The sequence below is a fragment of the Streptococcus sp. 27098_8_113 genome, assembly GCF_041432545.1.
GTDB lineage: Bacteria > Bacillota > Bacilli > Lactobacillales > Streptococcaceae > Streptococcus.
Genome location: NZ_JAPVZU010000001.1, coordinates 71120 through 86444 on the forward strand (window position 1 = coordinate 71120; position 15325 = coordinate 86444).

The following is a 15325-nucleotide window of genomic DNA, read 5'->3' on the forward strand; positions in this document are numbered from 1 at the left end:
ATGGACTAAATATTTGAAAATTTAGTTCCTTGCCCTATTGCCTTGCAAGTTCTAGAAAACAGAGAAAGGAGAAAAAATGCTTATTGCAACAATTGACATAGGCGGTACAGGTATCAAGTTTGCGGCTATGTCCAAAGAAGGAGAGATACGAGAAAAGCAAGAGCTTGCTACGCCAGACAATTTAGATGACTTGCTGACTTGGCTGGATTCTTGTCTTTCCAAGCAGGCTTACCAAGGCATTGCCATGAGTGTGCCTGGGGCGGTTGACCGAGAGACAGGAGTCATTGGTGGGATTAGCGCTGTTCCTTATATTCACGGTTTTTCTTGGTATGATAAGCTGGCTTCTTATGGTTTGCCGGTTCACTTAGAAAATGATGCCAACTGTGTTGGTTTGAGTGAACTTCTTGCTCATCCAGAGCTAGAAAATGCAGCCTGTGTGGTTATTGGCACTGGGATTGGTGGAGCTATGATTATCAATGGCAAGCTTCATCGTGGTCGCCACAGTTTGGGTGGGGAGTTTGGCTATATGACAACCCTAGCACCTGCTGAAAAACTCAATAACTGGTCGCAACTTGCCTCAACTGGCAACATGGTAGCTTACGTGGTCGAGAAATCAGGGCAGGCAGACTGGGATGGTCGCAAGATTTACCAAGAGGCTGCGGCAGGAAATGCCCTTTGTCAAGAAGCTATCGAGCGGATGAACCGTAATCTTGCACAAGGTTTGCTCAATATCCAGTATCTCATCGATCCAGATGTGATTAGTCTGGGCGGCTCCATCAGCCAAAATCCTGACTTTATTCAAGGTGTCCGCTCAGCGATTGCTTATTATGTTGAACGTTATGAAGAGTATTCGGTGGCACCAGAAATTTTAGCATGTACCTACAAGGGGGAGGCTAATCTTTATGGTGCTTTAGTAAACTGGTTACAGGAGGAAGGCCAATGGCCACATTCTTAGGATTATCAAGCAAGCAAGAAAAGGCTCTTGCTCGTTTAGAAAAATATTTGAACTTGGGTGAGATTGAAGTCAGTCTTGTTCCTAGCTCAGCCGTCTCAATCAAGGTGGAAGGCCATCAGGGACGTTATCAAGTCAGCTATCATAAGCCTCATCAGCTCTATCGTGCTTTAGCCCTCTTATCTGCCGCTCTCAAAGCAGGGCAGGATGAGGTACAGATTGAGGAAAGAGCGGCCTATGAGGACTTGGCCTATATGGCCGACTGCTCTCGCAACGCCGTCTTGAATCTGAACTCGGCTAAGAAAATGATTGAAGTCTTGGCCTTGATGGGGTATTCCACTTTTGAACTTTACATGGAAGATACCTATGAGATAGAAGACCAGCCCTATTTTGGCTATTTCAGAGGCCGGTACACTGTTGCAGAATTGCAAGAGATTGAAGCCTATGCCGCAGATTTTGATTTGACCTTCGTGCCTTGTATTCAGACCTTGGCCCATCTGTCAGCCTTTGTCAAATGGGGTGTCAAGGAAGTGCAGGAGCTTCGAGATGTTGAGGATATTTTACTGATTGGGGAAGAAAAGGTCTACGACCTTATCGAAGGCATGTTTAAGACTATGTCCCAGCTTCGCACACGTAAGATAAATATCGGGATGGACGAAGCCCACTTGGTTGGTCTCGGACGTTATTTGATTCAGCATGGTTTCCAAAACCGCAGTCTCCTCATGTGCCAACATCTTGAGCGCGTGCTGGATATCGCTGATAAGTACGGTTTCCACTGTCAGATGTGGAGCGATATGTTCTTCAAGCTCATGTCAGCAGATGGCCAGTATGACCGTGATGTGGAAATCCCAGAGGAAACTCGAGTTTATCTAGAGCGGCTCAAAGACCGTGTGACCTTGGTTTACTGGGATTACTATCAAGATAGCGAGGAAAAATACAACCGTAACTTCCAAAATCATCACAAAATCAGTCAGGACATTGCTTTTGCTGGCGGTGCTTGGAAGTGGATTGGCTTTACACCTCACAATCATTTCAGTCGCTTGGTAGCTCTCGAAGCCAATAAGGCTTGCCGGAAGAATCATGTCAAGGAAGTGATTGTGACTGGCTGGGGAGATAACGGTGGAGAAACCTCACAATTCTCAATCCTGCCTGCTCTGCAGATTTGGGCAGAACTAGCCTACCGAAATGATTTAGATAAATTAGCCGAGCATTTCTTGGTGAGCACAGGCCTTGATGTTGATGATTTTATGAAAGTAGACTTGGCCAATCTATTGCCAGGCTTACCAGAAAACCTCAGCGGTATCAATCCAAATCGTTATATCCTTTATCAAGATATTCTCTGTCCTTTGCTGGAACGCCATATCCGACCTGAAGAAGACAAGCAGCATTTTGGAGCTGCCGCTCAGTCCTTGCAAGAAGTCAGCTACAAAGCTGGTGAATATAGTTATCTCTTTGAGACTCAGGCTCAGTTGAATGCGCTCTTGGCCTTGAAAATTGCCGTCACATCTGGCATTCAAGAAGCCTATCGTGTAGGAGACAAGGATCGCTTGGCAGAACTAGCTGAAAAAGACTTGCCTTTGCTCTATCAAAAAGTAGAAGACTTTGCCGAGCAATTCAGTCGCCAATGGCAGCTAGAAAATAAAATTTTCGGACTGGATACCATTGATATCCGCTTTGGAGGCTTGCTCAAGCGCATCAAACGGGCGCAGGAACGCCTACAGCAATACACAACTGGTCAGCTTGATTCTGTAGAAGAATTAGAGCAAGAAATCTTGCCTTTCAATGACTTTTATGGAGACAAGGACTTTGCAGCCACAACAGCCAACCAGTGGCATACTATCGCTACAGCGTCAACGATTTACACAACGTAATTATTTTGTTTGATCATAGTTTTCATGCCTCTATTCTACTTTTTATCTGTATATTAGATAAATAATTTGTATAGTTTTTTCTATAATTAGGAGTTTAAATGAGAATAGAAAAAGGCATATAATAGAAACATGAAAACGATATCAAAACAATAGAAAGGGAGATTTGAATGAATAAGGTTATCAAAACACTAAAAGAAAACTTTATTTTCTTGCTCATGGTCTTACCAGGAGTTATTTGGTTTGTTTTGTTCTTCTATATACCAGTTTTAGGAAACGTCGTTGCATTTAAGAATTTCAAACTAAGCGGCGAAGGATTCATCCATAGCCTTATGAGCAGTGAATGGGTGGGCTTCAATAACTTCAAGTTCTTGTTTAATTCTAGAGATGCTTATACAATTACACGAAATACCATTCTCTACAATGGTGGTTTCATCGTTTTAGGATTGATTTTCTCTGTCGGAATTGCCATTATCTTTAGCGAACTTCGCTCGAAAAAGATGGTAAAGATTTATCAGACAACCATGCTGTTTCCGTATTTCCTTTCTTGGGTTATTATTAGTTTCTTCGTAGATGCTTTCTTGAACCCTGGTAAGGGCTTGCTGAATAATTTATTGCACAATCCGAATATCAACTTTTATACAGTGGTCTCTTTCTGGCCAGCCTTCATCCTCTTCATTGGTATTTGGAAGGGCTTAGGATACAGTAGTATTTTGTACTATGCAAGTATCATGGGAATTGATCCGACTTACTATGAGGCAGCAACGGTCGACGGTGCTACAAAATGGCAGCGTATCCGTAATATCACCTTGCCATCTTTGGCTTCTCTGATCACAGTACTAACCATTCTAGCAGTCGGAAATATCTTCCGCGCGGACTTCGGTTTGTTCTATACTGTTCCGCATGATTCAGGATCGCTCTATAGTGTAACCAACGTTTTGGATACCTATGTCTATCGTGGATTGACCGGTACAGGTGATATCGGGATGGCGTCAGCTGCGGGTCTCTATCAATCAGTTGTGGGCTGTATCCTTGTTATCGTCAGCAACCTGATTGTCCGCAGAATTGATAAAGAATCTGCTCTCTTTTAGAAGGAGGAACTTATGAAATCCCCAAAAATTCAAAAAGAAAAAGTCGATAATGTGGGAATTCACTCCTTTAGTAAAAAAGCCGATTTTTTCTTTAACATCTTGATTGCGATCTTCTCGCTTTCCTGTGTTCTGCCTTTCTTCTTTGTCATCATCATCTCGCTGACAGATGAAAGCAGTTTGGTTCATAATGGTTTTGCCTTTTGGCCATCACAGTTTAGCTGGGCGGGCTATGAATTCTTATTTGGCTTGAAAGATCAGCTCTTGCAGTCACTCTTTGTGACAGTGGTGATTACGGTAGTAGGTACTAGTTTGAATGTCTTTTTCACAACAACTTACGCCTATGCCATTTCACGTCGAAGCTTTAAATTCAAACGCTTCTTTACCTTGTTTGCAATGGCAAGTATGCTCTTCCAAGCAGGGATGATCCCTACTTACATCGTTATGACCAACTTGCTTGGTTTAGGAGATACAGTGTGGGCCTTGATTTTGCCACTACTGCTTAGTCCTTTCAATATCATTTTGATGAGAACCTTCTTCAAGAGAACGATCCCAGAAGCGATTATTGAATCTGCTAAGATTGATGGTGCCAGCGAGACTCGGATTTTCTTCCAAATCTGCTTGCCACTATCTCTTCCAGGTATCGCTACAATCACTCTCTTCACTGCCCTTGCTTATTGGAACGATTGGTTTAACGCCCTGCTCTACATTCGCAGTGACAACTTAGTTCCCCTTCAGTATTTGCTGATGAAGATTCAGCAAAATATGGACTACTTGTCTAAGAGTGCGGGAGCGAGTGCTCAGCTGGCAGGCTTGACAGGATCTCTCCCTAAAGAGTCTGGTCGTATGGCTATGGTCGTAATTGCAACCTTGCCAATCGCTAGCGTCTATCCATTCTTCCAACGTTACTTTGTTAAGGGATTGACTATCGGAGGCGTCAAAGAATAGCTTGCCCCCTTTAGTCTTAGAGTTTTTACTACTAAAAACTCACATTATTAAATTTGTATATAAAAAATTAAAAGGAGATTTTTCTATGAAAAATTGGAAAAAATATGCCCTAGCTTCTGCTAGCTTCCTAGCTTTCTCAGGCCTCCTAGCAGGCTGCGGTAGTCTTACTGGTAACAACCAAAAGTCATCTAAAACGGATGATGGTAAGACAGTTATCAAGATGTACCAAATCGGTGACAAACCAGATAATTTGGACAAATTGCTCGAAAATGCTAACAAGATTATCGGCAAAGAAATCGATGCTAAGTTGGATATCGAATACATCGGTTGGGGTGACTACGAACAAAAAATGAACGTTATCACTTCATCAGGTGAAAACTACGACATCGCCTTCGCTCAAAACTATGTCATCAATGCCCAAAAAGGCGCTTATGCTGACTTGACTGAGCTCTACAAAAAAGAAGGTAAAAAACTTTACGATTCTTTAGACCCAGCTTACATCAAAGGAAACACTGTCAACGGTAAAATCTATGCTGTTCCAGTTAATGCCAATGTAACTTCTTCACAAAACTTTGCCTTCAACGGACCACTTCTTGAAAAATATGGTATCAGCGATATTTCAAATATCCATTCTTACCAAGATTTGGAACCAGTTTTGAAAGCTGCTAAAGAAAAAGATCCAAAAGTTGTTCCTTTCGCTATCGGTAAGAACTTTATCCCATCTGACAACTTTGATTATCCTGTAACGAACGGCCTTCCTTTCGTTATTGACTTGGAAGGCGATACAACTAAGATTGTAAACCGTTACGAAGTTCCTCGTTTCTTGGATAGCCTCAGAACCATCCATAAGTACTATCAAGCTGGCTATATTCCAAAAGACGTAGCAACTAGCGATACTGCATATCAATTGTCTGAAGATTCTTGGTTCGTTCGTGAAGAAACAGTAGGACCTGCTGACTATGGTAACAGCTTGCTTTCTCGTGTAGCTAACCGTAAGATCGAAATCAGCCAACTGACTAAGAACTACAAGAAGAACCAAACTACTCAAGTAGCGAACTTCGTTATCTCAAACAACTCTAAGAACAAAGAAAAATCAATGGAATTGTTGACTTTGCTTAACACTAATCCTGAATTGCTGAACGGCCTTGTATATGGACCAGAAGGCGAAAACTGGGAAAAAGTTGAAGGTAAAGAAAACCGCGTTCGTACTTTGAAAGGCTACAATGGTAATACCCACATGTCTGGCTGGAACACAGGTAACAACTGGATCCTTTACATCAATGAAAACGTAACAGATCAACAAATCGAAGATTCTAAGAAGATTCTTGCAGAAGCACCAGAATCACCAGCTCTTGGATTTAACTTTAATGTAGATCCAGTTAAGGCAGAAGTATCTAGCATCACTAACACAATGAAAGAATACGACACTGCAATCAACACTGGTACAGTTGATCCTGACGTTGAAATTCCTAAGATGATGGACAAACTGAAATCTGAAGGAGCATACGATAAAGTATTGAAAGAAATGCAAAAACAATACGACGAATTCCTTGCTGCTAAGAAATAAGCAAAATCATAAATCCTCCTCGTCATATTTTGAGGAGGATTTTTCTTCTTTTGACTGAGAGGAATTTTTGGAAACGGTTGAAATGTGTTATAATTTTATAATGTACAGAATGTAAAGAACAGAAAGGAAAAATAATGGGAAGACTAGTTGAGTGGATTTTTCAACGAATTTATATGGCCATGCTTGCGTCCGCTATTTTTTGGGTATTGGCTCTGTGTGGAGGTCTTGTTTTTGGACTTGCTCCAGCCGGTTGTGTGCTCATGACTTTGTTTCAGCAATATGGCTATGACTATAAAAAATATCACTGGAAAGAAGCGTGGGATTTGTTTAAAGAAAATTTCCTTGCTACAAATAAAGTTTTCTTGACCTTGTTTGCAGTGCAGGCTCTTTTGTCTTATGGAATTTATCTCCTCATCCAGCTTCCTCATCAAACGATCCTTTATCTCTTGTTGACGATTGCAAATTTGCTCTTTTTGCTTTTGGCGCCAGCAGTGTATGCAGTTTATTTGAAATTGCAGGTTTTTTTTGATTTTTCTTATAAAAATAGCTTAAAATTATCTCTGATTGGTGTTTTTCTCAATATTTCAGCCATGCTGAAACTTTTATTGGGGACAATCTTGCTATTGATTGCCAGCTACTTTATGCCGGCTTTACTCTTCTTTGTTTTTATTGGGCTTTGGCACTTTTTCATCAGTGATGTCCTAGACCCAATTTACCAAACCATTCAGTCTAAGTTGAAAACAGAAAAATCATGAAGAAATTTTGGCTCCATTCTTTACTAAAAGTCTATGCTGTCATTATGGTGGCGATTGTGGGATGCTTGGGTATCATCCTGTCCTATTCCGGTTGGCAGAGTCGCTATAATGAGACCAAGCAGATTGCACAGCGAGCAGCTACGCGCTTGGCTGACGAAGTGGATTACTATAACCGCCGGGCTAATCAGCTAGCCCAAAGTTTGGTTGAAAATCAAGCAAAGTTGGACGGGATTTATAACTACTTTATCATGAGTCCCTCTGAGTACGCTAGTTGGCGCTTATCTGCGGATGTACCGACTTATGTTCAGGTATCCCTTCACAAAAATATCAATGATATTTATATTGAAAATGAATTTATCATGGGCATTGATATTGCCTTAAATGATTACAAAACCGTTTTTGTTTCTACAAGGCAAGCCCGAGGCGGCATGCAGATTCCAGCTGAAGAATTCAGGCCTGCACGAGAAGCCTTTCCCATTGCGATTTATGATAAGACAGTCGATCAAGTCATTGGAACGATTTACATTCGGATTGATGAGGAGGTCTTCAACAAGGTTGTCGATAATACGCGGGGCGATGTTCCACTCGCTCTCAGCGTTATTTCGCCTTATAAAAAAGAAATCCTGCATTTTGGCGATACAAAAGGAATTGGCCAAGATGACTGGATCAAAAAAGAAACCATTTACAATTATACTATCCAGACGGCAGTGCCTGCGCATTATGTGATAGAGAAAACGGTTTTCAGCACTGGTTTGATTATTTTTTCTGGTCTGATTTTGGTTGGAGTTTTATATGCCGCTTTGCAGAGGATCTTTCTCAATTACCAAAGGCAGGTCGTTGATATTGTGGATACGCTTCATCTCATCACGGATGGTGAAAATCAGAAGCGCATTGCGACAGAGACTAAGGAGCAGGAGTTGCTTCTGATTGCGACAACGACCAATACCATGTTGGACAGTCTGGACAAGAGTATTCGGGATATTTATCGTTTGGAGATTAGCCAAAAAGATGCTAATATGAGGGCCTTGCAGGCGCAAATCAATCCTCATTTTATGTACAATACCTTGGAATTTATCAGGATGTATGCGGTTATGCAGCGGCAGGAAGAGTTGGCAGATATTATCTATGAATTTAGCAGTCTGCTGAGAAATAATATCTCAGATGAATCCAGAAGCAGTTTGAAAAATGAATTGGAATTTTGTCGGAAATATAGCTATCTTTGTATGGTTCGGCATCCCAAATCAGTGGCCTATGGCTTCAAAATTGAAGAAGGCTTGGAAGAAATGATGATTCCCAAGTTTAGTATTCAGCCGCTGATTGAAAATTACTTTGCCCATGGCATCGACTACCGCAGGAAGGATAATGTCATCAGTGTCAAGGCTCAAAAGATAGACGGCGCTGTAAGGTTGATGATCCAAGACAATGGTCGAGGCATCCCAGCTGACCGTTTGGCCGAAATCCAAGACATTCTGACCAGCCGAGAGCTAATGGATGCCCAGAATCGAGAACAGCAAAGATCCATTGGTATTCGGAATATTCATGAACGCTTCTTGCTCTTTTTTGGCGACCGTTATAGTATCCGACTGAAATCTCAAAAGGACCAAGGAGTGACCTATATTATAGAAATTAAGGATGAATAGAAAAAGATGTACAGAGTATTACTAGTCGATGATGAATACATGATCACAGAAGGCTTGAAGGTGCTGATTCCTTTTGAAAAGTGGAATATGCAGGTTGTTTCTACAGCCAATGATGCGGAAACGGCCCTCGCCTATATCAAGGACAATCCTGTGGATTTGGTCATTACCGATGTCAATATGCCAGGGATGAATGGCTTGCAGATGATTGAGCAGATGAAGAATTCCCTGCCCAATGCAGCTTTTATAATTCTTTCAGGCTATCAAGAATTTGAATATGTCAAAACCGCTCTTAATTTGCAGGTGGCAGATTATCTGGTGAAGCCAGTCGATAAGGTCGAACTGGCAGCAATCTTAGAAAAATTGGAAAGGGAATTTGACCGTTCTTCCAATAATCAACTAGAGCTGATTTTTAAAGAAGAGACAAGCGAAGATGAAATAGCTACTTATCTCAAATCCTTCGATAGTGTCTGGTTGGGAGCAGCTGCTCAAGAAAAAGGGCTAGTTTCAGTTCCTTATAGTATTTTAGGACAGACAGGCTATTTGTTTTTATCCTCGCAAAAGGAAGAAGCACTCTATCTAGAAGAATTCACAGCTCCTTATAAACAAGGCCTGCAGGCTTTCAAGCTTAATCTAGAAAAAACTCTATTCTATGGAACGGTTAGCTTGCAAGAAACCAATCCGCTCTTTAGCTATTATGAGCCCATGTATCGTGTAATTATTCAAGGAAATATCGGTCAGATTTTGGACGAATTGGACTTGCTCAAGGATATCGTGCTGCAAAATACGCCTGAAGTTTCAATTACCAAACAGTTGTTCATTCAGTTTATCATGGATGTTTACCATCTGTTTCAGCATTTGAAACCAGACGATATGACAACCATTATCAAAAAGATTGAAAGCACGAATACCTTTGCAGACTTGCTGGATTATATGAAAGATCAGCTCTCAGATTTGTTCGCTCAGTATCGAATGAATGAGAATGTTGCCAATGTCTTGGAGGTGATTGGTCGTGATTATCAAAAAGACTTATCCCTAAAAGATATCAGCAAGGAACTCTATATCAATCCAGTTTATTTGGGGCAGCTAATCAAGCGTGAGACCAACTCCACTTTTGCAGAGTTGCTAAATAAGCAGCGCATCAAGGCTGCCCAGCAGCTCTTACTTGCCAAAAATGACAGTATAGAAGACGTTTGTTATGCAGTTGGATATAGCAATGTTGGTTATTTCTACAAAGTCTTTCGGAAGCTGTGTGGCAAGTCGCCTAAGGCCTATCGGAAGCAAGTCGAGTGATGAAATCGCTAAAGTGAGTGAACCTTCATTTCTTTTCTATATTAATGCTAAAAAAAGTAGAAAAAAAGATATAGAAGAGTCAGTGTGAGAGCCTACTATTCGTGATATAATCAAGCAGAAAGAACTTACAATATGATAAAGGAGTTAGGAGAAGCTTATGGTTGAGTTAAATCTGAAAAATATTTATAAAAAGTATCCAAACAGTGAGCACTATTCTGTTGAAGACTTTAATTTGGACATCAAGGACAAGGAGTTTATCGTTTTCGTTGGTCCGTCAGGATGTGGGAAATCGACAACTCTTCGTATGATTGCGGGTCTTGAGGATATCACAGAAGGAACAGCGTCAATTGATGGTAAAGTTGTCAATGACGTGGCGCCGAAAGACCGTGATATTGCCATGGTCTTCCAGAACTATGCCCTCTATCCACACATGACAGTCTATGACAACATGGCTTTCGGACTCAAATTGCGCAAGTACAGCAAGGAAGATATTGACAAGCGGGTGCAAGAAGCAGCTGAAATCCTTGGTTTGAAAGAATTCTTGGATCGTAAGCCGGCAGACTTGTCAGGTGGTCAACGTCAGCGGGTTGCAATGGGTCGTGCCATCGTGCGTGATGCAAAGGTTTTCCTAATGGACGAGCCTTTGTCAAACTTGGATGCGAAGCTGCGGGTATCCATGCGTGCTGAGATTGCTAAAATCCACCGCCGTATCGGAGCGACCACTATCTACGTTACCCACGACCAGACAGAAGCCATGACGCTTGCAGACCGGATTGTTATCATGTCAGCAACCAAGAACCCTGCTGGAACTGGAACGATTGGTCGAGTAGAGCAAATCGGTAGCCCACAAGAAGTTTACAACCACCCAGTTAACAAATTTGTGGCAGGCTTCATTGGAAGCCCAGCGATGAACTTTATCACTGTGACACTTGAGGGAAATCAAATTGTTGCCAATGGCTTGCGTTTGACAGTTCCAGAAGGAACACTGAAGGTGCTGCGTGAGAAGGGTTATGACGGCAAGAAGTTGATCTTTGGTATTCGTCCAGAAGACATCAATACAGAAGCTGCCTTCTTAGAGACCTTCCCAGACTCTGTGGTTCATGCGACTATTTCTGTCTCTGAGCTTTTGGGTTCTGAGTCTCACCTTTACTGTCAAGTTGGTGACAGCGAGTTTATCGCACGTGTAGATGCTCGTGACTACTCAGAAACAGGTGCTGGAATTGACCTTGGCTTCGACTTGAACAAGGCGCATTTCTTTGATTTCGAAACAGAGAAAACAGTTTATTAATCAGTGAAAATGATGAAGAGGCTGGGACAAAAGTCCTAGCCTCTCAATTGTCTTTGGTTTATCGAGCAAGACGCAGTGGTTGAGTGGGCTCTACTAGGCTGATTTCATCAGCTTTTACAGCCCTACTCAACTGTGCGGAGGTGGGACGACGAAATCGAATTCTAACGAATTACCGATTTCTGTCCCACACTCTTTTTGAATGAACTTTTAGTCTTCGCAATCACAAATGCCTTTAATCAGTGGAGAAATTTGAATAGACTGTTGCTTTCTTTTTGCAGAAGGTCTTTATATAATGAGGTGTAAAGATAAATCGAGAGGTAAATAAATGATGATTCAATTTCCAAAAAACTTCGTCTGGGGATCTTCTACATCGGGTCCGCAAACGGAGGGGCGAATTTCAGAAGATGGGAAGGGAGACAATCTTTGGGATTATTGGTTTAGCCAAGAAGCCCATCGTTTTTATAATGAAATTGGACCTGGTAAGGCATCCACTTTTTACGAAAATTGGGAGCAAGACATCGACCTTTTAGTCGAAACAGGCCACACGGCCTTTCGGACTTCCATTCAATGGTCACGGCTTTTTCCAAATGGACGTGGCCCAGTCAATCAAGTGGGAGTTGACTTCTATCGAAAGGTCTTTGAAAGAATCAAGTCCAAGGGCATTCGCTTGATTGTCAATCTTTATCATTTTGACCTGCCCTTTGCCTTGCAGGAAGCACAGGAAGGCTGGGAAAGTTTGGATACAGTCCATGCTTATGTAGACTATGCCCGTTTCTGCTTTGAAAGCTACGGTGATTTGGTGGATCAGTGGGTAACCTTTAACGAGCCTATTGTACCGGTTGAGTTTGGCTATTTCTACGATGGGCATTATCCTAATAAAGTGGACGCTCAAGCTGCAGTAAAGGTGGCTTATCATACCCAGCTAGCTAGCTCTTTAGCAGTGAAAGCCTGCCATGAGGTTGGAGCAGACTACAAAATCGGCATTATCCTAAATCTGACACCTGCTTATCCACGCAGCCAGCATCCAGCGGACTTGAAGGCAGCTCGTATTGCTGAGCTCTTCCAAGCTAAGTCTTTCTTGGATCCATCTGTTTTGGGATATTATCCAGTAGAGCTGGTCGATCTTTTGCGCGAGCACGATCTTTTGCCGACTACGACTGAGGAGCAGTTGCAGGCTATTCGGGAAAATACAGTAGACTTTTTGGGTGTCAATTATTATCAGCCTCTACGGGTTGCGGCGCCTAAGTATTTGAAGCATCCAGAGTCGCCACTTCTGCCCGATCATTTCTATGAGCCTTATGTCATGCTTGGTCGCAAGATTAATCCTCACCGTGGCTGGGAAATCTATGAACAAGGAATCTACGATATTGCACAGAACATCAAGGAAAACTACGGCAATATTGAATGGATGCTGACGGAAAATGGCATGGGAGTCGAGGGTGAAGAGAAATTCCGTGAAAATGGTATGATCCAAGACGATTATCGGATTGATTTTGTTAAAGGCCATCTGCGCCAGCTCCATCGTGCCATCCAGGACGGGGCTAACTGCACAGGCTACCTCATGTGGACTTTTATCGATTGTTGGTCTTGGCTTAATAGCTATAAGAACCGCTACGGCTTGATCGAGCTCAATCTAGAAACCCAAGAACGGACTATCAAAAAATCAGGGCACTGGTTCAAAGAATTAAGCCGAAATAATGGCTTTGAATAAGTCTATCTACCAATTCATCCTATATAAGATAGGGCGGCTTCCCAACTAATCTTCTGATCGATTTCAGGAGAGCAGCTTAGGGTATCCTGCTCGGATAATAGAATCTGGTCTCAGACTAGGTTCTATTATTTTTTATCTTGTGAGTATATCTAGCTCCTAAAAGCTGTCTTCTAAAACGAAACCGAGAGGATGTCTTTCTTCGCATGTTACATCAGGAAGAGAGAAGTGGTCAGAAACTTGCTGTATCAAACTACTATCTTTAGATTTGCCGCTCGTTCTATGGGTTTCCTTTGTTTTGAAAAAAACGTGAAAAAATGCTATAATGACTAAGATGTGCAAACTTTGTTTGCAAAACTGTAATTCGACTTGGCTTGCCAAGGACCGTTAGTATTAAAATCAAGGAATCTTTGATAAAGGAGATTCTAAAATCGATAGGAGTAAAAATGAGTAAAAGCACGATTAAGCTGATTACTTTGGGTGGCGTTCGTGAGAATGGGAAAAATCTCTACGTCGCCGAAGTGGATGATTCCATTTTTGTATTGGATGCTGGGCTCAAGTACCCAGAAAATGAGCAGTTGGGAGTAGATGTAGTCATTCCCAACATGGATTATTTGTTTGAAAATAAAGACCGAATTGCGGGTGTCTTTCTGACTCACGGTCATGCGGATGCCATCGGTGCACTGCCCTATCTTTTGGCAGAAGCTAAGGTACCAGTCTTTGGTTCGGAATTGACGATTGAGCTAGCTAAGCTCTTTGTTAAAAACAATGACGCTGTTAAGAAATTCAATGATTTTCATGTTATCGATGAAAATACAGAAATTGAATTTGGCGAAACGGTTGTCTCTTTCTTCCGGACGACCCACTCGATTCCAGAGAGCTTGGGAATTGTTGTTAAGACGCATGAAGGCAATATTGTTTATACGGGAGATTTCAAGTTTGACCAATCTGCCAGCGAATCTTATGCGACAGATTTCGGCCGTTTGGCTGAGATCGGCCGTGAGGGCGTTTTAGCTTTGCTGAGTGATTCAGCCAACGCTGACAGCACCGTGCAAGTGGCTAGTGAAAGCGAGGTTGGACGTGAGATTACGGACACGATTTCTGATTGGGATGGGCGTGTCATCGTGGCAGCGGTTGCCAGCAATCTGTCTCGGATCCAACAGGTTTTTGAAGCTGCGGCAGAAACAGGTCGTCGTGTCGTTTTGACAGGCTTTGATATTGAAAATATCGTCCGTACGGCTATCCGCCTCAAGAAATTATCCTTGGCGGATGAGCGCCTGTTGATCAAGCCTAAGGAAATGTCTAAGTTTGAGGACCACGAGCTGATTATCTTGGAGACGGGTCGGATGGGCGAGCCTATTAATGGTCTGCGCAAGATGTCCATTGGTCGTCACCGCTACGTAGAAATCAAAGACGGAGACTTGGTTTACATCGTTACAACGCCATCTATTGCCAAGGAAGCAGTCGTAGCGCGTGTGGAAAATATGATTTACCAAGCTGGTGGCGTGGTCAAGCTGATTACCCAAAACTTGCGTGTATCTGGCCATGCCAATGCGCGTGACTTGCAGCTCATGCTCAATTTATTGCAACCCAAGTACCTCTTCCCGATTCAGGGAGAATACCGTGGGCTGGATGCCCATGCTAAGGCAGCCATGGAAGTCGGGATTTTACCAGAAAATATCTTGATACCGAAGCGTGGCAGCATCATGGCCTACGAAAATGGCGACTTTGTACCAGCTGGAGCAGTGTCAGCAGGCGATGTCATGATTGATGGAAATGCCATCGGTGATGTGGGCAATATCGTCCTGCGTGACCGTAAGGTTCTGTCTGAAGACGGTATCTTTATCGTGGCACTTACGGTCAATCGTAAGGAGAAGAAAATCATTTCCAAAGCCAAGGTTCATACTCGCGGATTTGTCTATGTCAAGAAGAGCCGTGACATCCTGCGGGAGAGCACTGACCTGATCAATAAGACAGTGGAAGACTATCTGGCTCAGGATAACTTTGACTGGGGCGAGCTCAAGGGAACCGTTCGTGATAGTTTGGCCAAGTTCCTCTTTGAGCAAACCAAACGCCGGCCGGCTATTCTTCCGGTTGTCATGGAAGTTCGCTAGATTATTCGTGGGAAGAGCTTTCCCAGTATTTTGCAGAGAGAAAGTCGAATATCGGCTTTTTCTTATCTTTTGGCGGTCGCAGAACAGGCTTTGCTTTCAGAGTGGGA

General features: G+C 42.5%; 11 protein-coding genes. All 11 read left to right on the forward strand.

Features of this window, described 5'->3' with window-relative positions:
- Positions 1-76 precede the first annotated feature (76 nt).
- The 11 genes from O3644_RS00365 (at position 77) to O3644_RS00415 (ending at position 15218) form a co-directional block, all read left to right on the forward strand.
- The gene (locus O3644_RS00365; RefSeq protein ID WP_371594779.1) at positions 77-955 is read left to right on the forward strand and encodes an ROK family protein; all 879 of its coding nucleotides are present in this window, start codon (positions 77-79) and stop codon (positions 953-955) included.
- Positions 940-2823: a family 20 glycosylhydrolase gene (locus tag O3644_RS00370; protein WP_048766415.1), complete on the forward strand. Its 1884-nt coding sequence runs from the start codon at positions 940-942 to the stop codon at positions 2821-2823. The genes O3644_RS00365 and O3644_RS00370 overlap by 16 nt, the downstream gene beginning before the upstream one ends.
- A gap of 167 nt (positions 2824-2990) precedes the next feature.
- Positions 2991-3911, forward strand: a complete 921-nt coding sequence (locus tag O3644_RS00375; protein WP_313962911.1) for an ABC transporter permease subunit — start codon at positions 2991-2993, stop codon at positions 3909-3911.
- Positions 3912-3923: 12 nt separating this feature from the next.
- Positions 3924-4856, forward strand: a complete 933-nt coding sequence (locus O3644_RS00380) for a carbohydrate ABC transporter permease (protein ID WP_371594780.1) — start codon at positions 3924-3926, stop codon at positions 4854-4856.
- 85 nt (positions 4857-4941) lie between these two features.
- Positions 4942-6423, forward strand: a complete 1482-nt coding sequence (locus O3644_RS00385) for an ABC transporter substrate-binding protein (RefSeq protein WP_371594781.1) — start codon at positions 4942-4944, stop codon at positions 6421-6423.
- A 134-nt stretch (positions 6424-6557) separates the two neighbouring features.
- Positions 6558-7178 carry a DUF624 domain-containing protein gene (locus O3644_RS00390; protein ID WP_371594782.1) on the forward strand — a complete coding sequence of 207 codons (621 nt, stop codon included), beginning with the start codon at positions 6558-6560 and terminating at the stop codon, positions 7176-7178.
- The gene (locus tag O3644_RS00395; RefSeq protein WP_371594783.1) at positions 7175-8818 is read left to right on the forward strand and encodes a sensor histidine kinase; all 1644 of its coding nucleotides are present in this window, start codon (positions 7175-7177) and stop codon (positions 8816-8818) included. Before O3644_RS00390 ends, O3644_RS00395 begins: the two co-directional genes overlap by 4 nt.
- A gap of 6 nt (positions 8819-8824) precedes the next feature.
- Positions 8825-10108, forward strand: coding sequence for a response regulator (locus O3644_RS00400; RefSeq protein WP_371594784.1), 1284 nt, complete (start codon positions 8825-8827; stop codon positions 10106-10108).
- Positions 10109-10265: 157 nt separating this feature from the next.
- A complete protein-coding gene (locus O3644_RS00405) occupies positions 10266-11396 on the forward strand; it encodes an ABC transporter ATP-binding protein (protein WP_371594785.1) in 1131 nt (376 codons plus the stop codon).
- A gap of 328 nt (positions 11397-11724) precedes the next feature.
- On the forward strand, positions 11725-13107 hold the full coding sequence (locus tag O3644_RS00410) for a glycoside hydrolase family 1 protein (RefSeq protein ID WP_371594874.1): 1383 nt from the start codon (positions 11725-11727) through the stop codon (positions 13105-13107).
- A 443-nt stretch (positions 13108-13550) separates the two neighbouring features.
- Positions 13551-15218, forward strand: coding sequence for a ribonuclease J (locus O3644_RS00415; RefSeq protein WP_371594786.1), 1668 nt, complete (start codon positions 13551-13553; stop codon positions 15216-15218).
- The last annotated feature ends 107 nt before the right edge of the window (positions 15219-15325 follow it).

What these genes read in the sequence shown, in the direction of transcription:
- O3644_RS00385 (WP_371594781.1), top strand. Translation starts at nt 4,942, where the DNA reads ATGAAAAATTGGAAAAAATATGCCCTAGCTTCTGCTAGCTTCCTAGCT.
- O3644_RS00410 (WP_371594874.1), top strand. Translation starts at nt 11,725, where the DNA reads ATGATTCAATTTCCAAAAAACTTCGTCTGGGGATCTTCTACATCGGGT.
- O3644_RS00390 (WP_371594782.1), top strand. Translation starts at nt 6,558, where the DNA reads ATGGGAAGACTAGTTGAGTGGATTTTTCAACGAATTTATATGGCCATG.
- O3644_RS00365 (WP_371594779.1), top strand. Translation starts at nt 77, where the DNA reads ATGCTTATTGCAACAATTGACATAGGCGGTACAGGTATCAAGTTTGCG.
- O3644_RS00395 (WP_371594783.1), top strand. Translation starts at nt 7,175, where the DNA reads ATGAAGAAATTTTGGCTCCATTCTTTACTAAAAGTCTATGCTGTCATT.
- O3644_RS00380 (WP_371594780.1), top strand. Translation starts at nt 3,924, where the DNA reads ATGAAATCCCCAAAAATTCAAAAAGAAAAAGTCGATAATGTGGGAATT.
- O3644_RS00415 (WP_371594786.1), top strand. Translation starts at nt 13,551, where the DNA reads ATGAGTAAAAGCACGATTAAGCTGATTACTTTGGGTGGCGTTCGTGAG.
- O3644_RS00375 (WP_313962911.1), top strand. Translation starts at nt 2,991, where the DNA reads ATGAATAAGGTTATCAAAACACTAAAAGAAAACTTTATTTTCTTGCTC.
- O3644_RS00405 (WP_371594785.1), top strand. Translation starts at nt 10,266, where the DNA reads ATGGTTGAGTTAAATCTGAAAAATATTTATAAAAAGTATCCAAACAGT.
- O3644_RS00370 (WP_048766415.1), top strand. Translation starts at nt 940, where the DNA reads ATGGCCACATTCTTAGGATTATCAAGCAAGCAAGAAAAGGCTCTTGCT.
- O3644_RS00400 (WP_371594784.1), top strand. Translation starts at nt 8,825, where the DNA reads ATGTACAGAGTATTACTAGTCGATGATGAATACATGATCACAGAAGGC.